19 protein-coding genes and 1 riboswitch are annotated in these 20,411 nt (G+C 74.7%); of the genes, 11 read left to right on the top strand and 8 right to left on the bottom strand.

Annotation, left to right across the window (positions count from 1 at the left end; genetic code table 11):
• Position 1: 1 nt before the first annotated feature.
• The 6 genes from ftsR to ACZ6Q9_RS00620 all read left to right on the top strand — a co-directional run bounded on the left by ftsR (position 2) and on the right by ACZ6Q9_RS00620 (position 5,819).
• Entirely contained in the window at positions 2-703 is a 702-nt protein-coding gene (gene ftsR, locus ACZ6Q9_RS00645) for a transcriptional regulator FtsR (protein WP_350712558.1), read from the top strand.
• A 177-nt stretch (positions 704-880) separates the two neighbouring features.
• Positions 881-1,345 carry a bifunctional nuclease family protein gene (locus tag ACZ6Q9_RS00640; protein WP_131299495.1) on the top strand — a complete coding sequence of 155 codons (465 nt, stop codon included), beginning with the start codon at positions 881-883 and terminating at the stop codon, positions 1,343-1,345.
• Between the two features lie 187 nt (positions 1,346-1,532).
• Positions 1,533-2,120, top strand: coding sequence for a MerR family transcriptional regulator (locus ACZ6Q9_RS00635; RefSeq protein WP_396827127.1), 588 nt, complete (start codon positions 1,533-1,535; stop codon positions 2,118-2,120).
• A gap of 652 nt (positions 2,121-2,772) precedes the next feature.
• Complete coding sequence (locus ACZ6Q9_RS00630; protein ID WP_393450273.1) at positions 2,773-3,957, top strand: nitric oxide synthase oxygenase; 1,185 nt, start codon at positions 2,773-2,775, stop codon at positions 3,955-3,957.
• Between the two features lie 3 nt (positions 3,958-3,960).
• Complete coding sequence (locus ACZ6Q9_RS00625; protein WP_393261750.1) at positions 3,961-5,193, top strand: globin domain-containing protein; 1,233 nt, start codon at positions 3,961-3,963, stop codon at positions 5,191-5,193.
• Positions 5,190-5,819: a hypothetical protein gene (locus ACZ6Q9_RS00620; RefSeq protein WP_393450128.1), complete on the top strand. Its 630-nt coding sequence runs from the start codon at positions 5,190-5,192 to the stop codon at positions 5,817-5,819. The genes ACZ6Q9_RS00625 and ACZ6Q9_RS00620 overlap by 4 nt, the downstream gene beginning before the upstream one ends.
• A 150-nt stretch (positions 5,820-5,969) precedes the next feature.
• Here ACZ6Q9_RS00620 and ACZ6Q9_RS00615 read toward each other — a convergent pair whose 3' ends face one another.
• The gene (locus tag ACZ6Q9_RS00615) at positions 5,970-6,626 is read right to left on the bottom strand and encodes an NAD(P)H-binding protein (protein WP_393261755.1); all 657 of its coding nucleotides are present in this window, start codon (positions 6,624-6,626) and stop codon (positions 5,970-5,972) included.
• An 88-nt stretch (positions 6,627-6,714) separates the two neighbouring features.
• Between ACZ6Q9_RS00615 and ACZ6Q9_RS00610 the strand changes: the two genes are divergently transcribed.
• Together ACZ6Q9_RS00610 and gcvP are read left to right on the top strand one after the other, a co-directional pair.
• Positions 6,715-7,605 carry an NAD-dependent protein deacetylase gene (locus tag ACZ6Q9_RS00610; protein WP_393450125.1) on the top strand — a complete coding sequence of 297 codons (891 nt, stop codon included), beginning with the start codon at positions 6,715-6,717 and terminating at the stop codon, positions 7,603-7,605.
• A gap of 135 nt (positions 7,606-7,740) precedes the next feature.
• A riboswitch (glycine riboswitch) is annotated at positions 7,741-7,840 on the top strand.
• Between the two features lie 74 nt (positions 7,841-7,914).
• Positions 7,915-10,737, top strand: a complete 2,823-nt coding sequence (gcvP, locus tag ACZ6Q9_RS00605) for an aminomethyl-transferring glycine dehydrogenase (protein WP_393450122.1) — start codon at positions 7,915-7,917, stop codon at positions 10,735-10,737.
• A gap of 125 nt (positions 10,738-10,862) precedes the next feature.
• Here gcvP and ACZ6Q9_RS00600 read toward each other — a convergent pair whose 3' ends face one another.
• Positions 10,863-11,063 (bottom strand): DUF5999 family protein, encoded by a 201-nt coding sequence (locus tag ACZ6Q9_RS00600; RefSeq protein ID WP_347669485.1) that lies wholly within the window; start codon positions 11,061-11,063, stop codon positions 10,863-10,865.
• Positions 11,064-11,186: 123 nt separating this feature from the next.
• On the opposite strand from ACZ6Q9_RS00600, the gene ACZ6Q9_RS00595 reads away from it, so the two are divergent.
• Positions 11,187-12,383 (top strand): chorismate-binding protein, encoded by a 1,197-nt coding sequence (locus ACZ6Q9_RS00595; RefSeq protein WP_393450119.1) that lies wholly within the window; start codon positions 11,187-11,189, stop codon positions 12,381-12,383.
• A gap of 61 nt (positions 12,384-12,444) precedes the next feature.
• Here ACZ6Q9_RS00595 and pip read toward each other — a convergent pair whose 3' ends face one another.
• A complete protein-coding gene (pip, locus tag ACZ6Q9_RS00590) occupies positions 12,445-13,404 on the bottom strand; it encodes a prolyl aminopeptidase (RefSeq protein WP_393450116.1) in 960 nt (319 codons plus the stop codon).
• 52 nt (positions 13,405-13,456) lie between these two features.
• Here pip and ACZ6Q9_RS00585 point away from each other — a divergent pair, with 52 nt between their 5' ends.
• Positions 13,457-13,939: a MarR family winged helix-turn-helix transcriptional regulator gene (locus ACZ6Q9_RS00585; protein WP_393261776.1), complete on the top strand. Its 483-nt coding sequence runs from the start codon at positions 13,457-13,459 to the stop codon at positions 13,937-13,939.
• A gap of 99 nt (positions 13,940-14,038) precedes the next feature.
• Here ACZ6Q9_RS00585 and ACZ6Q9_RS00580 read toward each other — a convergent pair whose 3' ends face one another.
• Genes ACZ6Q9_RS00580 through ACZ6Q9_RS00560 form a run of 5 tightly spaced genes read right to left on the bottom strand, consistent with a single transcriptional unit; the run spans position 14,039 to position 19,539 of the window.
• Positions 14,039-14,860: an SWIM zinc finger family protein gene (locus ACZ6Q9_RS00580; RefSeq protein ID WP_393450113.1), complete on the bottom strand. Its 822-nt coding sequence runs from the start codon at positions 14,858-14,860 to the stop codon at positions 14,039-14,041.
• Positions 14,857-17,595 (bottom strand): DEAD/DEAH box helicase, encoded by a 2,739-nt coding sequence (locus ACZ6Q9_RS00575; RefSeq protein ID WP_396827007.1) that lies wholly within the window; start codon positions 17,593-17,595, stop codon positions 14,857-14,859. The genes ACZ6Q9_RS00580 and ACZ6Q9_RS00575 overlap by 4 nt, the downstream gene beginning before the upstream one ends.
• Entirely contained in the window at positions 17,592-17,747 is a 156-nt protein-coding gene (locus tag ACZ6Q9_RS00570; protein WP_396827009.1) for a hypothetical protein, read from the bottom strand. Before ACZ6Q9_RS00570 ends, ACZ6Q9_RS00575 begins: the two co-directional genes overlap by 4 nt.
• Positions 17,744-18,559 (bottom strand): ABC transporter permease, encoded by an 816-nt coding sequence (locus ACZ6Q9_RS00565; RefSeq protein ID WP_396827010.1) that lies wholly within the window; start codon positions 18,557-18,559, stop codon positions 17,744-17,746. Before ACZ6Q9_RS00565 ends, ACZ6Q9_RS00570 begins: the two co-directional genes overlap by 4 nt.
• The gene (locus ACZ6Q9_RS00560; RefSeq protein ID WP_396827012.1) at positions 18,556-19,539 is read right to left on the bottom strand and encodes an ATP-binding cassette domain-containing protein; all 984 of its coding nucleotides are present in this window, start codon (positions 19,537-19,539) and stop codon (positions 18,556-18,558) included. Before ACZ6Q9_RS00560 ends, ACZ6Q9_RS00565 begins: the two co-directional genes overlap by 4 nt.
• A 74-nt stretch (positions 19,540-19,613) precedes the next feature.
• Between ACZ6Q9_RS00560 and ACZ6Q9_RS00555 the strand changes: the two genes are divergently transcribed.
• A complete protein-coding gene (locus ACZ6Q9_RS00555) occupies positions 19,614-20,402 on the top strand; it encodes a TetR/AcrR family transcriptional regulator (RefSeq protein ID WP_393450099.1) in 789 nt (262 codons plus the stop codon).
• Positions 20,403-20,411 lie beyond the last annotated feature (9 nt).

Here is a 20,411-nt window from a genome sequence, read left to right as displayed (position 1 = left end):
GATGAGCATCGGTGAGGTGCTGGGTCAGCTGCGGGTGGATTTTCCGGACGTGACGATTTCGAAGTTGCGGTTTCTCGAGGCCGAGGGCCTGGTGGAGCCGCAGCGGACGGCGGCGGGTTACCGGAAGTACAGCTGGGACGATGTGGCGCGGTTGCGGTTCGTGCTGACCGCGCAGCGGGACCAGTATCTGCCTCTGCGGGTGATCCGTGATCAGTTGGCGCAGTGGGACGCGTCCGGGGAGTCGCCGGGTCGGCAGCGGCCGACGTTGGTGGCGGTGGGCCCGGGTGGCGAGGTGCCGGGGCGGGTGTCGGAGGAGCCGGCCGGGTCGCCGCAGGTGCGGCTCGGCCGGGCGGATCTGGTGGCGCGTAGTGGGATCGACGAGTCGACGTTGGGTGAGTTGGAGCGGCTCGGTGTGGTGGTGTCGGATCCGCCGGGTTGGTACGACGACGATGCGTTGATCATCGCGCGGGCGGTGGCGGGTCTGGCGGCGTACGGGTTGGAGCCGCGGCATCTGCGGGGTTACCGGACGGCGGCTGACCGGGAGGTCGGTTTGTTCGCGCAGTTGGTGGCGCCGTTGGCGCGGCAGAGCGATCCGGCGGCGCGGGCGCGGGCGGCGGAGACGGCGCGGGAGTTGGTGGCGTTGTCGCAGCAGTTGCACGCGGCGTTGGTGCGGGTGGGGTTGCGGTCGACGTTGGGTCGGTGATCCGGCCGGGGTCGTGGGGAAAGATCTGCCCCGGGAAGCGTGTCGTAGGCTTGCCGGGGTAACCCCTTTCTGGCGCGGGCGTGGTGCGGGTAGCGCATGGGACGGCCGTGTCGCGGTCCGTGTACCGTGCAGGGAAGGGCACGGTGCGGCGTAGGTGACAACGACACGGAGGCGGCGGTGCGCGAGCTGAGCGTGGTCGGAGTTCGGGTGGAGCTGCCCAGCAACCAGCCGATCGTCCTGCTCAGGGAGGTCGAGGGGGACCGCTATCTGCCGATCTGGATCGGCGCGGTCGAGGCGACGGCGATCGCTTACGAGCAGCAGGGGGTCAAGCCGGCCCGGCCGCTGACCCACGATCTTCTGCGGGACGTGTTGGCGGCGTTGAAGGCGCCGTTGCGGGCGGTGGAGATCACCGAGCTGAAGGAGAACGTCTTCTTCGCCGATCTGTTGATCGGTGACGGGGTGCGGGTGTCGGCCCGGCCGAGTGATTCCATCGCGTTGGCGTTGCGGGTCGGTGCGCCGATTCGTTGTGCGGAGGAGGTCCTCAGCGAGGCGGGGATCGTGATTCCCGACGAGCAGGAGGACGAGGTGGAGAAGTTCCGCGAGTTCCTGGAGCAGGTGCGTCCGGAGGACTTCGCCGGCTGAGTCCCGTGTCTTTCCGGGCGTCACGTTCGGTGATGTTCCGGCGCGGTGGGTGATCTTCGTTGTCGTGGCGCGGCGTGTCGCGCCGGTTCCTCCGGGGCAATCTCTGAAGGCGGCTATAGGGTTGCCGTGTCGAGGGGTGCACGTCCCGGAAACGACGTGTCACCGCACTGGCGGGGAGGTTGTCCGGATGCACGAGCCGCGAGATCCCGATCCGGGTACGGAGCTGGACGAGCCGGGTGTGACGTCGCCAGGGTTGGCGACTGAGGGTGACGACACCGTTGGTTATCGAGGTGTGACGGCCTGCCATGCGGTGGGGATCAGCTACCGCCAGTTGGATTACTGGGCGCGCACCGGGTTGGTGGTGCCGAGCGTGCGGGACGCGTCGGGGTCGGGCACGCAGCGGTTGTATTCGTTCCGGGACCTGGTGGTCCTGAAGGTGGTGAAGCGGCTGCTGGACGCCGGGGTGTCGTTGCAGAACATCCGGAAGGCGATCGAGGCGCTGCGGTCCCGTGGGGTGGCGGATCTGGCGGGCATCACGTTGATCTCCGACGGGACGACGGTGTACGAGTGCCGGTCGCCGGAGGAGGTGGTCGACCTGTTGCAGGGCGGCCAGGGGGTGTTCGGCATCGCGATCGGTGGTGCGTTCAAGGAAATCCAGGGTTCGCTGTCGCATCTGCCGGCGGAGCCCGCGACGTCGGTGCCGCCGTCGGCGCCGGCGGGGGATTCGGTGGGTGACGAGTTGGCGGTGCGCCGGGCCCGGCGTCGGGCGGGCTGAGCGCGGCGTCGGGGCGCGTGCCGCTGGCTCTTGGTCGGGGTGGCGGCGTGTTTACTCCCTGTGTGACGGGTGGTCCCACAGGTGGGGCAGCTCGACAGCGCCCGCAGCACCCGACCCGCCCCGGGACCTGCCGACAGCGGGTCGACGGGTCGCCACCTCAGCGGCACCACGCCGACGCCTCGAGGCGGCCGTACCGCACGGCCAACGTCCCGGCACGGACGGCGCGCGACCACCGGCCGGCCACACCCCCATACCCCCACCACCACGCACCGCAACCCACGCCGCCGTGCCAACGCGCCCACCGCCGGCCACCGGACGAAGTAAGCAAGGCAAGCACACGCGTGGCGATGTCCAGAGTGGCGTTGCTTGCGGGGGCAAGCGTCGATTGTGGACGTTTTCGGCGTGAGTCGGACTGTTGACAGTCTTTGCGTGGCCGGGAATCCTATGTGCGGCGCGCGGCTTGCCGCGCGCATGTCACTGTCCGTGACATGCGCGGCGGGTCGGTGAACCGTGCCGAGGGACGACGCAGAAGGCGACGACCGCGCCTGCCCGACGATCGGATTTGAACAAAGTGCAGACTGACTATCATGCCGCCGCGGTGTTGGTGGATGCCGATGGGCGTGTCGTGGACGGCGAGGGGTCGGGCTGCCCGGTGGCGCATGCTCCCCGGCCGCAGGCGCCGGTGGAGGACGTGACGGCGGAGGCCGTCGAGTTCCTGGGTCTCTACCACGCGGAGCGGCGGCTGCCGGACGTGGCCGCGCGGATCGCGGAGGTGCGGGAGGAAATCGCGCTGACCGGCACGTACCGGCACACCTCCGAGGAGCTGTCGTACGGGGCGAAGGTGGCGTGGCGGCAGTCGGTGCGCTGTGTGGGGCGGGTCCGGTGGGCCGGGTTGAAGGTCCGGGACCGGCGTGACGTGACGACGGTGGCGGGGATCGCGCAGGAGTTGGCGCAGCACCTTTCGGTGGCTGACAACGGTGGGCGGATCCAGTCGGTGATGACGGTGTTCGCGCCGGACCGGCCCGGCGTGGGTCCGCGGGCGCGGATCTGGAACGACCAGTTGATCCGCTACTGCGGTCATCGGACGGACGACGGGTCGGTGCTGGGTGATCCGGCGCAGGTAACGATGACGGACGCGGCGCGGCGTCTGGGGTGGCGTGCGCCGGCGGTGCCGGGACGGTTCGACCTGCTGCCGTGGGTGATCGAGACGGCGTACGAGGATCCGACGCTGGTGGAGGTGCCGCGGGACCTGGTCCGCGAGGTTGCCCTGACGCATCCGGCGTACCCGTGGTTCGAGGAGTTGAGGCTGCGTTGGCACGCCCTGCCGGTGATCAGCAACATGCGCCTGCGGGTCGGTGGGGTGGACTACAGCTGTGCCCCGTTCAACGGGCACTACCTGAGTGACGAGATCGGCACCCGGAACATGGGTGACCGGGACCGGTACGACCAGTTGCTGCCGGTGGCGCGGGGGTTGGGGTTGGACACCTCGCGGGAGGACACCCTGTGGCGGGAGCACGCCGTGTTGGTGATCAACCAGGCGGTGTTGCACTCGTTCCGGGCGGCGGGGGTGCGGGTGTCCGATCCGCACACCGAGTCGGAGCTGTTCATGAAGTTCTGCGCGCAGGAGGAGCGGGCGGGCCGGCCGGTGCACGGTGACTGGTCGTGGCTCAACGGCAGTGTGGGGTGGGCGGCGTTGCACGCCGTGCACCACCGCTACTACGACACGCGGGTGCCGGATCCGAACCTGTGGCAGGGTGACCGCGCGTACGGGACGTCGGGTGTGGTGGGGCTGACCCTGCGGGAGCGTCACGACGCCGCCCGCCGGCAGGAGGGCTGAGGCATGGACGTCGCGGCGTTACGCCAGAGTTGGGCGCAGTTCTGCGTGGCTGGTCCGGAGGCGGCGAAGTACTTCTACGCCACGTTGTTCGTGATCGCGCCCGAGGCCCGCACGATGTTTCCGACGAACATGCAGTACCAGCAGGACAAGTTGCTCTCGGCGTTGGGGCACATCATCACCCACGTCGACGACGAGCGGGAGCTGACGGCGTTCGCGCAGCGGTTGGGGGCCGACCACCGCCGGTTCCGCGGCGAGGACCAGCAGGGTCGGGCGGTGCCGTTGGCGGAGTGGCACTACATCTGGGTCGGGCAGGCGTTGCTGGCGACGCTGGAACGCTTCCTCGGGCCACGGTGGACGCCGGCCCTGCGCGCGGAGTGGGCCGCGGCGTACGAGCTGGTGGCGCGGTTGATGCTGACGGGGGCGGCGGAGGCGGAGCGGACGTCGCCGCCGTACTGGGAGGCGGAGGTGCAGCGGGTGCAGCGGCGGCGGGCCGACGTGTGCGTGTTCACGGTCCGCCCGAACTACCTGTGCGACTATCTGCCGGGGCAGTCGCTGCCGGTGCAGGTGCCGCAGTTGCGCATGTGGCGGTACCTGTCGCCGGCGAACGCGCCGCGCGCCGACGGGACGATCGAGTTCCACGTCCGGGCCGCGGGTCGGTTCTCCACGCATCTGGTGCGGAAGCTGCGCGAGGGCGACCAGTTGCTGTTGGGATTGCCGGTGGGGGTTGCGTTGTCGTCGTACGACCGGTCGCCGCAGCTGCCGTTGCTGCTGGTGGCGGGCGGCACCGGGTTGGCGCCGTTGCGGGCGGTGGCGGAGGCGTTGCAGCAGGGGTCGGGGCGTACGACGACGCTGGTGGTGGGCGGTAAGACCCCCGACGACCTGTACGACGACCGGGCGTTGCGGGAGTTGGCGGCGACGCCGCCGGCGGGGTCGTGGGGCTCCGGTGCGGGCGGCGGGTGGTTGCGGTACGTGCCGACGGTGGAGAGCGGCTGGCAGTGGCAGGGTGAGGTGGGTACGGCTGGTCAGACCGCGGTGCGGTTGGGTCCGTGGCGGGACACCGACGTGTTGGTCTGCGGCAGTCCGGAGATGACCCGGGAGACGATCACCGCCCTGACGGTGTCCGGTGTGCCGCCGGAGCGGATCCTGGTGGAGAGTTACGACCAGTCTCTTTATCCACCTCTCGCGAGCGCGGCGGCCGCCGCGCCGCAGGACTTCAGTTGGACAGGTGTCCGATGAGCATCGATCATGGCGACCGGGTCTCCGCCGTCCCGACCGGCGAGCTGACGCGGGCGTTGGGCGCGCTGGAGGCCCGCCGCTTCCGGGGCAGCCAGTGGTTGTCCGCCGACGAGGTCGCCGGCCTGGCCCGGTCGGTCGACGAGCGGATGGCGTTGCTCGACGGTGAGGTGGATCGGCTGCGGCGGGAGAACGACGGGCTGGTGCGGCAGGTGGAGATGCTGCGTCACGGCGCGCTGCCCAGCACCGCCCCGCAGGGCCCGGACCCGCTGGTGGTCGAGTTGGCGGTACGGGCGCAGGACGAGGCGAACCGGACGATCAGCGAGGCCAGCACGGAGGGCGCGGAGATCATCGCCGATGCTCGGCGACAGGCCGACGAGATCCTCGCCGAGGCGCACCGGCGGGCGGGGTCGCTCGCCCCTCCGGGGGAGCCTCTGGGTGACGACCTGCGGGGGCGGGTGCGGGAGCTGGAGGGCCGGCACGCGGCGTTGGTGGCGGCGGTGACGACGGCGCAGCAGCAGCTGAGCCAGTGGCAGGAGCACCTGTCGGCGCAGTCGGAGCAGTTGCGGGCCGACGCCTACGCCGCCGGGGCGGCCGGTGCGCGGCTGCGGGCGGTGCTCGACGGCTGACGCCGCGGCGGGCGGAGTGCGCCCGCGCCGGGTGGGGGTGCGTCGCGGCGGGCGTGCCGGGCGGGGGCGTGGCGGTCGGCGCCCCGATTTCGGCGCGCCGACCGGGTCCGGCGCGCCATCCGATTTCGGCCGGCGGGGCCCTGCGGCCGGTCAGCCGGCGGCGGAGGCGACGGCGTCGGCGATCGGGGTTTCCCCGCCGACCAGCTCCAGGATCTGCCCGGCGGTGCGGGGCTCGTAGAGCAGGGCGAGCAGCACGCGGGCGACGTCGGCGCGGGTGACCGCGCCCGGAGGCACGTGCCGGGCCAGGGTGATCCGCCCGGTGGGTTGGTCGTCGGTGAGTCGGCCGGGTCGCAGCACGGTCCAGTCGAGGTCGCGGCCGGTCAGGTCGTCCTCGGCGGCTTTCTTCGCCCGCAGGTACGCCGCGAACACCTCGTCGGTGCCGGCGGGCGGCTCGCCGTCCACGCCCATCGAGGAGACCAGCAGGTAGCGGCGGACGCCGGCGCGTTCGGCGGCGTCGGCGAGCAGCACGGCGGCGGCCCGGTCGACGGTGTCCTTGCGGGCGGCGCCGCTGCCGGGGCCGGCGCCGGCGGCGAAGACCACCGCGTCGGCGCCGGCGAGGTGGCCGGCGAGGTCCTCGACGCCGACGTGTTCGAGGTCGGCGACGACGGGGTGGGCGCCGGCGGCGGTCAGCGCGGCGGCGTGGTCGGGGTTGCGGATCAGACCGACGGCGGTGTCGCCGCGTCCGGCGAGTTCCCGGTGGGTCAGTTTGGCGATCTTGCCGTGGCCTCCGGCGATGACGACGCGCATACCTGCCAACCTAGTCGCCGCCCCGGCACGCCGCGGCGGGGTCGCGGGGTGTTCGCCGGGGCGCGGGTCGCTGAGGCAGCATGGACGGGTGACGGAGACGATCGACGCGCTGGCCGGCCTGGTGGCGGGCGGTGGTGTCGTGGTGTTGAGCGGGGCGGGCCTGTCGACCGAGTCGGGCATCCCGGACTACCGGGGGCCCAGTGGGGCGGCCCGTCGGCACACCCCGATGACCTATCAGGTGTTCACCCGGGACGCGCAGGCGCGGCGGCGTTACTGGGCGCGCAGCCACCTGGGGTGGCGGGTGATCGCGCGGGCGGCCCCGAACGACGGGCACCGGGCGGTGGCCCGGTTGCAGCGCGGCGGCCTGGTCGACGGGGTGATCACGCAGAACGTCGACGGGTTGCACACGGCGGCGGGCAGCCCGCGGGTGGTGGAGTTGCACGGTCGTCTCGACGAGGTGGTGTGCCTGGGGTGCGGCAACCAGACGTCCCGGGAGGAGTTGGACCGGCGGCTGCGGGAGGCGAACCCGGGGTTCGACGCGCGGGTCGCGGCGGTCAACCCGGACGGTGACGTGGATCTCGCCGACGACGAGGTGGCGCGGTTCCGGACGGTCGACTGCACGTTCTGCGGCACCGGGGTGCTCAAGCCCGACGTGGTGTTCTTCGGTGAGACGGTGCCGGCGCCGCGGGTGGCCCGCTGTTTCGACATGGTGCAGCGGGCGCGGCTGCTGCTGGTGCTGGGGTCGTCGTTGACGGTGATGTCGGGCCGCCGGTTCGTGCTGCGGGCGGCGAAGCTGGGCATCCCGGTGGTGATCGTCAACCAGGGGCCGACGCGGGGCGACGGGTATGCGGCGTTGACCCTCGACGCGCCGCTGGGCCGGTTGCTGCCGGCGTTGGCCGATCGGACGGTGGGGGCACCGGCCGGCAGCGACGTCGGCTCGGGCGCGGTGCCGACGGGCCTGACCGGCGTCGGCCGGTAGCCGGCGGGGGCGCCGGGGGTCAGCCGGCGGCGCGGGGCTGGTCGATGACCCACCGCCAACAGCTCACCGTGATCATGTCGAGGGGGTACGACATCCATCGGCCGACCGGGCGCTGGTAGCGTTGACCATGCCGGTAGCACCCACGTGGGAGAGACCGCCCAGAAAGCACCTCGGGCGGCGCCGAAGGGGCAAATCCTCCCCGGAACCTCTCAGGCAAAAGGACCTCGTGGGCAGGCACTGTGGAGCGCTGTGCGGGCGTGACAGAGGGGGAGGCCGACCTGTCGACCTCGCCTCAGGGGAGCGCCACCCATGACCGCAGAGCAGTTCGCCGCCCGCCACATCGGCCCGGATCCGGCCGACGAGCGCCGGATGCTGGAGGCCGTCGGCTACGGCTCGATCGACGAGCTGATGGACGCGGCGATCCCCGAGGTGATCCGCTGGCACGGCACCCTGGACCTGCCGGAGCCGGCCACCGAGCACGACGCGCTCGCCGAGCTGCGGGCCCTCGCCGCCCGCAACACCGTGGCCGTGTCCATGATCGGCCTGGGCTACCACGGCACGCACACCCCGGCGGTGATCCGCCGCAACGTGCTGGAGAACCCGGCCTGGTACACGGCGTACACGCCGTACCAGCCGGAGATCAGCCAGGGTCGGCTGGAGGCTCTGCTGAACTTCCAGACGATGGTCACGGACCTGACGGGGCTGGCCACCGCGAACGCGTCGATGCTCGACGAGGGCACCGCGGCGGCGGAGGCGATGACCCTCGCCCGCCGCGCGTCGAAGAGCAGGAGCCCGGTGTACGTCGTTGACGCCGACACCCTGCCGCAGACCATCGCGGTGATCACCAGCCGGGCCGAGCCGCTCGGTATCGACGTGCGGGTGCTCGACGTCGAGCGCGAGGAGCTGCCGGCGGAGTTCTTCGGTCTGCACCTGCAGTACCCGGGGGCGTCCGGGGCGGTGCGCGACCAGGCGGGCCTGGTCGAGGCGGCGCACGCGGCCGGCGCGCTGGTCACCGTGGCGGCGGACCTGCTGGCCCTGGCGCTGCTGCGCCCGCCGGGGGAGATCGGCGCCGACATCGCCGCCGGCACCACCCAGCGGTTCGGCGTGCCGATGGGCTTCGGTGGGCCGCACGCCGGCTACCTGGCCGTGCGGGCGGGTCTGGAGCGGATGCTGCCCGGCCGGCTGGTCGGGGTGTCCCGCGACGCGGACGGCAACCCGGCGTACCGGCTGGCGTTGCAGACCCGCGAGCAGCACATCCGGCGGGAGAAGGCCACCAGCAACATCTGCACCGCGCAGGTGCTCCTCGCCGTGATGGCCGGCATGTATGCCGTGTACCACGGCCCGGACGGGCTGCGCGCGATCGCGGCGCGTACGCACGAGATGGCGGCGCGGCTCGCGGCCGGGCTGCGCGCCGGCGGGGTGAGCGTCGCGGACGTCGCGTTCTTCGACACCGTGACCGCGACCGTGCCCGGCCGGGCCGCCGAGGTTGTGGCGGCCGCGGCGGCGCGGGGGGTGAACCTGCGGCTGGTCGATGCCGACCGGGTCGGCGTGTCCTGCGACGAGACGACGACGTCGGCGCACCTGGCGGCGGTGTGGGCCGCGTTCGGTGTCGACGCCGTCGTCGGCGACGTGGCCGCGGCGCTGCCCGCCGGGCTGGCCCGTACGTCGGACTTCCTCACCCATCCGGTGTTCCGCAGCCACCACTCCGAGACGGCGATGCTGCGCTACTTGCGGCGCCTGTCGGACTTCGACTACGCCCTGGACCGGGGGATGATCCCGCTCGGGTCGTGCACGATGAAGCTGAACGCCACCACCGAGATGGAGCCGGTGAGCTGGCCGGAGTTCGCGCACGTGCACCCGTTCGCGCCGCAGGCGCAGACGGCCGGCTACCGGGAGATGATCGCCCAGCTGGAGGCGTGGCTGGCGGAGGTGACCGGCTACGACGCGGTCAGCGTGCAGCCCAACGCCGGCTCGCAGGGTGAGCTGGCGGGTCTGCTGGCCATCCGGGCCTGGCACCGCAGCCGGGGGGAGGGCCACCGGGACGTGTGCTTGATTCCGTCGTCGGCGCACGGCACGAACGCGGCCAGCGCGGTGATGGCCGGGATGCGGGTCGTCGTGGTGGGCTGCGACGACGGCGGCAACGTCGACCTGGTCGACCTGGACGCGAAGATCGACAAGCACCGCGACGCCCTCGCCGCGATCATGGTGACGTACCCGTCGACGCACGGGGTGTACGAGACGGGCATCGCGTCGCTGTGCGCGAAGGTCCACGACGCCGGCGGTCAGGTGTACGTCGACGGGGCGAACCTCAACGCGTTGGTCGGGTTTGCCAAGCCGGGCCGGTTCGGGGCGGACGTGTCGCACCTGAACCTGCACAAGACGTTCTGCATCCCGCACGGCGGCGGTGGTCCCGGGGTGGGGCCGGTGGCGGTGCGGGCGCACCTGGCGCCGTTCCTGCCGGGCGACCCGCTGGGCGCGCACGTCGACGGCCGGCCCGCGATCTCGGCGGCGCGGTACGGGTCGGCGGGGATCCTGCCGATCCCGTGGGCGTACCTGCGGATGATGGGCGCGGCGGGGCTGGCGCGGGCGACCGGGGTGGCGGTGCTGGCGGCGAACTATGTGGCGGCACGGCTGCGCGGGCACTTCCCGGTGCTGTACACCGGCAACAAGGGCCTGGTGGCGCACGAGTGCATCCTCGACCTGCGGCCGCTGACGAAGGCGACCGGGGTGAGCGTGGACGACGTGGCGAAGCGGCTGATCGACTACGGGTTCCACGCGCCGACGATGTCGTTCCCGGTGGCGGGGACGCTGATGGTGGAGCCCACCGAGAGCGAGGACCTGGCCGAGCTGGACCGGTTCTGCGACGCGATGGTCGCCATCCGGGCGGAGATCGACAAGGTGGGTGCCGGGCAGTGGCCGGCGGGCGACAACCCCCTGGCGAACGCGCCGCACACGGCGGCGATGGTGGCCGGGGACGAGTGGCCGCACGCGTACCCGCGGTCGGTGGGGGCGTACCCGGCCGGGGTGGACCGGGCCGGGAAGTACTGGCCGCCGGTGCGGCGCATCGACGGCGCGTTCGGCGACCGGAACCTGGTGTGTTCCTGCCCGTCACCGGAAGCGTTCGAGAGCTGATGTCGCGGCGCGCCGGGGCGGTCGAGGTGCCGCCCCGGCGGATACGCCGACCTGGGCCGCGGCTGTCCCGACCGGGGGACTAGCCTGGGTCGACGCCACAAGACTGCGTGACGGAGAGTGACAGGTCAGGCGACGAGGGCGTGTCGGGCCGGACCGCGGTGCGGGGCGATGGTCCTGCCGTCGGGGAGTAGTTCGCCGGTGTCCTCGAAGACGATGACACCGTTGCAGAGCAGGCTCCAGCCCTGCTCAGGGAAGCAGGCGAGGACGCGGGCGGCTTCCCGGTCGGTCGCTTCGGCGGAGGGGCAGGTGGGTTGGTGCTGGCACATCGGGTTCTCCGGACTGTGGGGGCACTGTGTCATGGTTCACATGACCAGTGACGCACAGTACCAAGCGAAAGTGGACGGCATCGAGCAGGTATGCGCGTCGTTTCCGGGAAATCCACTGAACGGATGAGGGAGGATAGGCCGGACGGCGTGGAAACGCTTTCACGGGCAGGGGTCGATGTGCCGGCGGCGCCGGTCGCCTGCCGCCGTACGCTCGTCGAGCGGGCCCGCTGGCAGTGGCGGCCCGCCGACGGCGGCGACCCGGCCGCGCTGGCGCAGGAGTTCCTGGCCGCGCACGGCCTGCCGCTGCACGACCTGGCCCGCCCCGCCGCCGGCCACGACCCCGCCGGCGCCTGCGGGGCCGCCCTCTACGTCTCCGCCGCCGCCGGCGCGGTCCTCGCCGGCGCGCCGCCCGGCGCCGCCAGCCCCGCCCCCGCGCTGCCGGAGGTCGCCGTGGTCGTCTACGGCCACGGCCCGCCCGCCCCGCCGGCCGCCGCGGCGCCCGCCGCCGGCTGGTGGCTGGGCGACTGGGCGGAGAGCTGGACCCCGCGGCAGCACGCCGAGGCGGTGACCGCGGTCCGGGCCGCCATCGGCCGGGGCGACGTCTACCAGGTCAACCTCGTCGGGCACGCCGCCGCCCGGTACGCCGGCGACCCGCTGCCCGCCCTGGGCCGGCTCGCCGGGCTGCCCGGAGCCCGCTACGGCGGCACCCTCACCGGGGCGGGCTGGGCGATCGGCTGCGCGAGCCCGGAAACCCTGGTCGAGCTGACCGACGGGCGGCTGGTCACCCGACCGATCAAGGGCACCCGGCCCGCCACCGCCGTCGGCCGCGCCGAGCTGCTCGCCTCGGCCAAGGAACGCGCCGAGCACGTGATGATCGTCGACCTGGAGCGCAACGACCTGGCGCGGGTCGCCCGCACCGGCAGCGTGCGGGTCGACGAGTTGTTCGCCGTACGCCGCTGGTGCGACCTGTGGCAGGCCGAGTCGACGGTGTCGGCGGCGGTCGCCGACGGGCTCGGCCTGGCCGACCTGCTGCGCGCGGTCTGCCCGGGCGGCTCGGTCACCGGCGCCCCGAAGCTCGCCGCGCTGGGCCGCGTCGCCGCCCTCGAGCCGGTCGGGCGCGGCGCGAGCATGGGGGCTCTGGGCTGGGTCGCCCCCGGGCGGATCGACCTGGGGTTGACCATCCGCACCGCCGCCGTCGACGCCGACCGCGTGCACGTCTGGGCGGGCGGGGGCATCACCTGGGGCAGCGACCCGGACGCCGAGGTCGCCGAGGCCGCCGCCAAGACCGGCCCCGTCCGCGCCGCGCTCGCCGGCGGCTGACCGCCGCCCGGCGCGCGGCGCCGGCCCGGAGGTCTCCTGACCTGACCGGTGGGGCGGGGTGTCAGCGGCGGTCGGCGAAGCCGTCCAGCGCCGCGACGACCCGCTCCGCCATGCCGTTCCTGCTGCCGTGCCCGGCGCGCTCCAGCAACTCCAGGCGCGCGTCCGGCCAGGACTGCGCCAGCAGCCACGGGATGTCCGCCGGGCTGCTGATGTCGAGTCGGCCGTGCAGCAGCACCCCGGGAATGCCGGCCAGCCGCCCCACCTCGCGCAGCACCTGCTCCTCCGGCAGGAAGCAGTCGTGCCGCCAGTAGTGGGTGACCAGCCGGACCATCGCCATCCGGAACACCGGGTCGGCGTAGCGGGGGTCGGGCCGGTGACCGGGGGCGGTGGCGACGTGGCTGTCCTCCCAGGCGCACCAGTCGCGGGCGGCCCGGTCCCGCACCGCCGGGTCCGGGTCGGCCAGCAGCCGGGCGTACGCGTCGGCCAGGTCGCCGTCGCGGTCGGCCGGCGGCACGCCGTCGCGGAACCGGGCCCACTCGGCGGGGAACACCCGCCCCATGTCCCGGGTGATCCAGTCGATCTCCCGGCGGGTGCCGGCGGTGACGCTGAACAGCACCAGCTCGCTGACCCGCTCCGGGTGCCGCTGGGCGTACGCCAGGCCGAGGCAGGAACCCCAGGACGAGCCCAGCACCAGCCAGCGGTCCACCCCGACATGCTCGCGCAGCCGTTCGACGTCGGCGATCAGGTGGTCGGTGGTGTTGGTGGACAGGTCCACGGTGGGGTCGGCGGCGTGCGGGAGGCTGCGTCCGCAGCCGCGCTGGTCGAACAGGGTCACCCGGTAGCGGGCCGGGTCGAAGAAGGTCCGCCAGCTGGGCGAGCAGCCGGAGCCGGGACCGCCGTGCAGCACCACCGCGGGCTTGCCGTCGGGGTTGCCGCAGGTTTCCCAGTACACGAGCTGGCCGTCGCCGACGTCGAGCATCCCGTGCGCGTACGGCTCCGTCAGGGCATACCGCTGCGTCATCGCCTGTCCTCCCTCGTCCCACCAGATACAACAGCGCTGTTACATTAGCGGAGTGACTGACGTACCGGACCGGGAGGCCGTGGGCACGCTGCTGCGGCACGTCCTCGACGTGATCGACGGCGACGTCGCCGCGGTGTACGCCGAGCGGGGCCTGGCCGACTACCGGCCCCGGTTCTCGCCGCCGCTGCGGGTGCTGGTGGCCGACGGGCCGCTGCCCATCCGCGACCTGGCCCGCCGGGTGGGCGTCACCCATTCGGCGACCAGCCAGACCGTGGCCCAGATGGCCCGCGCCGGCCTGGTGGAGCTGACCCCGGGCGCGGACGCCCGGCAGCGCATCGTGCACCTGACCGACCGGGCCCGCGAGCTGCTGCCGGTGATCGAGGCGGAGTGGGCGGCGACGACCGCCGCGATGCGCGGGCTGGACGCCGAGCTGCCCGTGCCGCTGGCCGACCTGCTGCACGAGGTCCTCGCCGCGGTGCGCCGGCGGCCGATGCGACAGCGCATCGCCGACGCGGGCCTGCCGCCGCCGGCCTGACCAGCCACCTCGCTCCCACCGCCGGTATGCCGGCACCGCTGCACGAGGACACCGCGGCAGTCTCCGCGCCGCCGACGGCACCCGGGCCGGGGCGGGCGGTCAGCGCTGCCGCAGCAGTGCCGTCGCCCGCTCGGCGGCCACCGCCACGAGGTGGCGCAACGCGTCGACGTCGACGTCCGGGCCGGGCGGCAGCAACGGCAGCGTCGGCGCTCCCACCGGCCCCGGTGGCGGCGGCAGGGGTGGCGTCGGGCGGGCGTACGCCTCGACGGCCGCCGTCCCCGCCGCGTCGGGACGCCCGGCGGGTGACTCCGGCGCGACAGGGGCCCGACCGGGTGATCCGGGCGGCAGCGGCGACTCCGGCCGCGGCACGGTGCGGCCGGGGGCCGGCGCGGCGGCGAGCAGCTGCCGGGCGTCGCGGCCCCGGATCAGCAGCAGCAGGGCGGGGTCGACGTCCAGCAGCCAGGACACCTGGTGGCACAGCGCGGCGGCGTGCCGGCACGGGTGGTCCCACTCCGGGCAGTCGCACTCCGGGGTGACCTCGCCCAGCGCGGGCAGCAGCCGCACCCCGGCCAGGTCCGCCAGGTCGCGGGGCAGCTGCCCCGCCAGCAGCGCCGCCTGGTGCCCGGCCCGCGCGGCCACCTCGCCGGCCAGCAGGTCCCAGTCGTCCTCGGCCAGCGGCGCGACGCGCACCCGGGTGGCGTACGCCTGCTCGGTGTCGCCGTCGTGCACGGCGGCGGCGAGCCGGCCGGGGCTGACGGTGATCGGGCCGACGTGCCCGGCGGCGGCCAGCCGGCGCCCGGCGCGCAGCGGCCCGGCGTCGAGGGCGTCGGCCTCCCAGGCCCGGTTCCACGCCGAGCCCCACCAGGTGCGGGGGCGGCGGGCCCGGCCGGGCGGGAACGCGGTGAAGCCGCGCGGGGTCATCGGTCACCGCCGAGGGTCACGAGTTCGGCCAGTTCGGTGTCGCTGAGCGCGGCCAGGGCCGCCGGTCCGGCGTCGAGGACGGCCTCGGCGAGTTCCCGCTTTCCGGCGAGCAGCGCGGCGATGCGGTCCTCGACGGTGCCCTCGGCGATGAGCCGGTGCACCTGCACGGGCCGGGTCTGCCCGATCCGGTACGCCCGGTCGGTGGCCTGGTCCTCCACGGCCGGGTTCCACCAGCGGTCGTAGTGCACGACGTGGTCGGCGCGGGTGAGGTTCAGGCCGGTGCCGGCGGCGCGCAGCGACAGCAGGAACACCGGGGCCTCGCCGGCGTCGAAGCGGCGGACCAGGTCGTCGCGGATGGCGACGGGCAGCCCGCCGTGCAGCAGCAGCGCGCCGACGCCCCGGTCGGTCAGGTGCCGGTGCAGCAGCCGGGCCATCGCCACGTACTGGGTGAACACGAGCACCGCGCCGCCGGCGGGCAGGATCGTGTCGAGCAGTTCGTCGAGCAGGTCGAGCTTGCCGGAGCGGCCGGCCAGCGGCGGCGCGGTCTGGCGCAGGTACTGGGCGGGGTGGTTGCAGATCTGCTTGAGCGCGGTGAGCAGCTTGACCACCAGCCCGTGCCGGGCGAAGCCGTCGGTGCCGGCGATCAGGTCGAGCAGTTCGGCGACGCACGCCTGGTAGAGGGCGGCCTGTTCGGCGGTGAGCGCGACGGGCTGGTCGGTCTCGGTCTTGCCGGGCAGCTCCGGGGCGATGCCGGGGTCGCTCTTGCGGCGGCGCAGCAGGAACGGCCCGACCAGCCGGGCCAGGTCCCGCCCGGCGTCGGGGTCGCGGTCGGTCTGCACCGGCTTGACCCAGCGGGCGCGGAACTCGGTGAGGGTGCCGAGCAGCCCGGGGGTGGTCCAGTCCAGGATCGCCCACAGGTCGGTGAGGTCGTTCTCCACGGGGGTGCCGGTCAGGGCGACCCGGGCGGCGGCGGGGATCGCGCGCAGCGCCGACGCGGTCTCCGAGTGGGGGTTCTTCACGTGCTGTGCCTCGTCGGCGACGAGCAGCGGCCACCGCCGGGCGGCCAGCCGGGCCGCGTCGCGGCGCAGGGTGGCCCAGGTGGTGAGGACGAACCCGCCGTCGAGGTCGTCGAGGTGGCGGTCGGGGCCGTGGAAGCGGCGTACGGGGGTGTCGGGGGCGAAGCGCCGGATTTCCCGTTCCCAGTTGCCGAGCAGCGACGCGGGACATAGCACCAGGGTCGGGCCGGCGGTGGCGGGGTCGGCCTGCCGGTGCAGGTGCAGGGCGATGAGGGTGACGGTCTTGCCCAGCCCCATGTCGTCGGCGAGGCAGCCGCCGAGGCCGAGCGCGGTCAGCCGGGCCAGCCAGCGCAGCCCGTGCCGCTGGTAGTCGCGCAGGGTCGCGGCCAGCCCGGGCGGTGCGGGCACCGGGGGAGCGGTCCCGCCGTCGGCGAGCCGTCGCGCGGCGTCGGCCAGCCAGCCCTCGGTGGTCACGTCGACGCGTTGGCCGTCGACGTGTGTGGCGCCGGTCAGCGCGGCGCGTAGCGCGGGCATCGCGGCCAGTGTCCCGGCGTGCGGGTCGCGGGCGCGGCGGGCCAGCTCCGGGGGCACCAGCACCCACCGCTCGCGCAGCCGCACCACCGGCCGGTGCGCGTCGGCGAGCCGGGCCAGCTCGGCCGGGGTGAGCGGCGCGCCGTGCAGGCTCAGTCGCCAGTGCAGCGCCAGGTCGCCGGGCCCGGCGAGCAGCCCGGTTCCGGCGGCGCGGCGGGCCGGGGCGCGCAGCACGGCCGAGGCGGTGAGGTCGCGGTCGAGCCCCGCCGGCCAGTGCACGTCGATCCCGTCGCCGGCGAGGCGGGCGGCCGCGCCGGTGGCCAGGTCGACGACGTGGGCGTCGGTCAGCGCCAGCGCGTCGGGCACGGCCGTGTCCAGCAGCCCGGCCAGGGGCGGCCACACCCGCGCGGCGTGTCGCAGGGCCAGCAGCGCGGCGTCGCGGGCGCCGGGCGGGAACCCGGGGACCGTGGCGTGCCACAGCGCGGCGGCGTCGGTGAGCAGCCCCGGCGCGGCGGCGCGGTGCACCTGCGCCACGAGCCGCCACGGTTCGTCGGGGGTGTCGTGGTGTTCCAGGCGCAGCGACAGCCGTACCGCCGCGTCGGCGTGGGCGGCGACCCGGGCGGCCCAGTCGCGCAGCCGCCCGACGGGTGTGGGTGTCGCCGCGGCCCACGCCCCGGTGGCGCCGTCGGCGCGGGGCAGGGTGTCGGCGACGGCGTCGAGGAAGTCACGCAGCAGCCGCGCCGGGTCGGGCAGCCAGGCGGGGGTGCGTCCGGGCACCGGCACCGCGCGCGCGGTGGCGGGCATCGCGGCGGCGAGCCGCGCCTGCCGGGCCTCGTCGTCGGCGGTGAGCGGCCCGACGCGCCAGGTGTCGTGCCCGGCGGGGGTCACCGCGGGCAGCAGCAGGCCGTGGGCGGCCAGGTGCAGGGCCTCCCGGGTGGCGGCGGCCCAGAACGCGGCCGCCGGGTCCGTGGCCCGCGCGGCGAGCAGCAGCGGTACGCCGGCCGCCAGCGACGCCCGTCGGGCGGGCACCGGGGTGGGGTGGCCGTGCGGGGGCGTCGCCAGGGTCACCCGGGCGGGTTCGCCGATCCCGTCGGGCGGTGGGCCGCCGTCGGGCGACCAGACGAGCAGCGTCCCGGCGCGGGGCGGGTCGGCGGGGGTGAACGCGACGGCGTGGGAGCCGATCGTCACGGGCGTCCTTCCGGGTGCGGGTCGGCGGTCAGGTCCTCGGCGCGGCGCAGGTCGTCGCGGACGCGTTCGGCGGGGGTGAGGGGCACCACCGTGGCGGCGTCCAGCGCCTCGCGCGCCCGGCCGGCGTGGATCGGGATGGCCCGTTCGGTCACCGGCTGAGCGTGCGGTAGCGGTGCACCGCGAGGGGCAGGAACACGGCGATCAGCAGCAGCGGCCAGGCGACGGCGAGGGCGACGGCGTGCTGCGCGGCGAAGGACTCGCCGCCCCAGCCGGGGTTGCCGAACAGCTCCCGGCAGGCCGCGACGGTCGCCGACAGCGGGTTCCACTGCGCGACCGCCGCCAGCGGGCCGGGCATGGTGTCGGGGGCGACGAACGCGTTGGAGGTGAACCCGACGGGCCAGACCAGGATCTGCAGCACCACCACCGACTCGGGTCGGCGCAGCACCAGCGCCAGGTGGATGCCGACCCAGATCAGGGCGAAGCGCAGCAGCAGGAGCAGCCCGACGGCGGCCAGGGCCGCGGCGGCGCCGGCGCGCCACTGCCAGCCGACGGCGAGGCCGCAGGCCAGCATGACGGCCAGGCCGGCGGCGGAGTGCAGCAGGTCGGCGGCGGCCCGGCCGGTGACCACCGCCGAGGGCGCCATCGGCAGGGACCGGAACCGGTCGGTGACGCCGCGGGCGGTGTCGGTGGCCACGGCCGCGTACGTCGACTCGATGCCGAAGGCCATCGTCATGGCGAACATGCCGGGCAGCAGGAACTCCCGGTAGTCGCCGCCGCCGGGCACGCTCATCGCGCCGCCGAAGAGGTAGCCGAACATCAGCACCAGCAGCACGGGGAACAGCAGCCCGACGATCGCCTGCGCGGGTTGCCGGACCCAGTGCGCCAGCGCGCGGCCGGTGAGGGTGACGCCGTCGGCGACGGCCCAGCGCAGGCGGTGCGGCAGCGGGTGGACGGTCACGGTCATGCGGTTACCTTCTCGTCGGCGGGGCGGGCGGCGGGGGAGTCCTCGCCGGTGAGCTTCAGGAACACCTCGTCGAGTGTGGGGCGGCGTACCGCGATGTCGGCGGCGGTCAGGCCGGCGTCGTCGAGCGCCCGCAGCACGGCGGCCAGCGCGGCGACGCGCCCGGAGACGGGCACGCTGACCCGCAGGGCCGCCGGGTCGACGTGCGGCCTCGCCGCGACGGCGGCACCGACGGCCCGCGCCGCCCGGTCCAGTTCGTCGGCGCGGGACAGCACCACGTCGACCCGGTCGCCGCCGAGTGCGGCCTTCAGCTCGTCGGGGGTGCCGTCGGCGATCACCCGGCCGGCGTCGACGACCCGGACGCTGTCGGCGAGCTGGTCGGCCTCCTCCAGGTACTGGGTGGTCAGCAGCACGGTGGTGCCGTCGGCGACGAGGCCCCGCACGGCGTCCCACACCTGCGCCCGGGCGCGCGGGTCGAGGCCGGTGGTGGGCTCGTCGAGGAACAGCACCGGCGGGTCGAGGACCAGGCTGGCCGCGAGGTCGAGGCGGCGGCGCATCCCGCCGGAGTACGTGCCGGCGGGCCGGTCGGCGGCGTCGGTCAGGTCGAAGCGGGCGAGCAGCTCGGTGGCCCGGACGCGGGCCCGCGCGCCACCGAGGTGGTGCAGCCGGCCGAAGAGCACCAGGTTCTGCCGGCCGCTGAGTACCTCGTCCACGGCGGCGTGCTGACCGACCAGCCCGATGCGGGCGCGCACCCGGTCGGGGTGTCGCCGCACGTCGGCGCCGGCCACCCGGGCGGTGCCGGCGTCGGGCCGCAGCAGGGTGGTCAGCACCCGCACCGCGGTGGTCTTGCCCGCGCCGTTGCGCCCGAGCAGCCCGCAGACCGTGCCGGCGGGCACCGTCAGGTCGAGGCCGGCGAGGGCCTCGGTGTCGCCGTAGCGCTTGCGTAGTCCCTCGGCCTCGATGGCCGGTCCGTCCCGGTGCATCCGTGCCCCCGTCCGCTCGTTCCGTACGCCGTACCGTACACCATACGGTACGGCGCACGGTAGAGTTCCGGGGCATGACGACCGAGTACAGCGGCACCGGCGACCCCGCGCGCAGCCTCGCCCTGCTCTGGCGCACCCGCGAACGCGCCAGCCGCAAGGGCCGGCCCGACCTGTCCGTGGACCGGATCGTCCGCGCCGCCATCGAGGTCGCCGACGCCGACGGGCTGGCCGCCCTGTCCATGCGCCGGGTCGCCGAACGCCTCGGCGTCGGCACCATGAGCCTCTACACGTACGTCCCCGGCAAGGGCGAGCTGCTCGACGTCATGCTCGACACCGTCTACGGCGAGACCGCCCGCCCCGACGACGTGCCCGGCGGCTGGCGCGGCCGCCTCGCACACATCGCCCGCGAGACCTGGGCGCTCTACCTGCGTCACCCCTGGCTGCTGCAGGTCGCCACCACCCGCCCCCCGCTCGGCCCCAACGTCATCGCCCGCTACGAGTACGAGCTGCGCGCCGTCGACGGCATCGGCCTGACCGACCTGGAGATGGACGCCGTCGTCACCCTCGTCTCCGGGTACGTCCACGGGGCCGTGCGCAGCGCCGTGGAGGCCGCCCAGGCCGCCGCGCACACCGGTATGACCGAGGAACAGTGGTGGCAGGCCCACGCCCCCTACCTGGAGAAGGCCCTCGACCCGCGCCGCTACCCCCTCGCGGCGCGGGTCGGCAGCGCCGCCGGTCAGGAGTACCAGGCCGCCGGCGACCCCGCCCGCGCGTTCGAGTTCGGCCTGGCCCGCATCCTCGACGGCGTCGAGGTGCTCGTGGCCGCCCGCCCGGGCGCCGCCACCGGGGGCGACGACGGATAGCCTTGCCGG

This window comes from Micromonospora sp. NPDC049139 (genome assembly GCF_055586845.1).
The sequence above is the reverse complement of the archived record's forward strand: the minus strand, read 5'-3'. Positions and strand labels throughout refer to the sequence as shown.

What these genes read in the sequence shown, in the direction of transcription:
- ftsR (WP_350712558.1), top strand. Translation starts at nt 2, where the DNA reads ATGAGCATCGGTGAGGTGCTGGGTCAGCTGCGGGTGGATTTTCCGGAC.
- ACZ6Q9_RS00635 (WP_396827127.1), top strand. Translation starts at nt 1,533, where the DNA reads ATGCACGAGCCGCGAGATCCCGATCCGGGTACGGAGCTGGACGAGCCG.
- ACZ6Q9_RS00625 (WP_393261750.1), top strand. Translation starts at nt 3,961, where the DNA reads ATGGACGTCGCGGCGTTACGCCAGAGTTGGGCGCAGTTCTGCGTGGCT.
- ACZ6Q9_RS00620 (WP_393450128.1), top strand. Translation starts at nt 5,190, where the DNA reads ATGAGCATCGATCATGGCGACCGGGTCTCCGCCGTCCCGACCGGCGAG.
- ACZ6Q9_RS00615 (WP_393261755.1), bottom strand. Translation starts at nt 6,626, where the DNA reads ATGCGCGTCGTCATCGCCGGAGGCCACGGCAAGATCGCCAAACTGACC.
- gcvP (WP_393450122.1), top strand. Translation starts at nt 7,915, where the DNA reads ATGACCGCAGAGCAGTTCGCCGCCCGCCACATCGGCCCGGATCCGGCC.
- ACZ6Q9_RS00600 (WP_347669485.1), bottom strand. Translation starts at nt 11,063, where the DNA reads ATGTGCCAGCACCAACCCACCTGCCCCTCCGCCGAAGCGACCGACCGG.
- ACZ6Q9_RS00595 (WP_393450119.1), top strand. Translation starts at nt 11,187, where the DNA reads ATGAGGGAGGATAGGCCGGACGGCGTGGAAACGCTTTCACGGGCAGGG.
- pip (WP_393450116.1), bottom strand. Translation starts at nt 13,404, where the DNA reads ATGACGCAGCGGTATGCCCTGACGGAGCCGTACGCGCACGGGATGCTC.
- ACZ6Q9_RS00580 (WP_393450113.1), bottom strand. Translation starts at nt 14,860, where the DNA reads ATGACCCCGCGCGGCTTCACCGCGTTCCCGCCCGGCCGGGCCCGCCGC.
- ACZ6Q9_RS00565 (WP_396827010.1), bottom strand. Translation starts at nt 18,559, where the DNA reads ATGACCGTGACCGTCCACCCGCTGCCGCACCGCCTGCGCTGGGCCGTC.
- ACZ6Q9_RS00560 (WP_396827012.1), bottom strand. Translation starts at nt 19,539, where the DNA reads ATGCACCGGGACGGACCGGCCATCGAGGCCGAGGGACTACGCAAGCGC.
- ACZ6Q9_RS00555 (WP_393450099.1), top strand. Translation starts at nt 19,614, where the DNA reads ATGACGACCGAGTACAGCGGCACCGGCGACCCCGCGCGCAGCCTCGCC.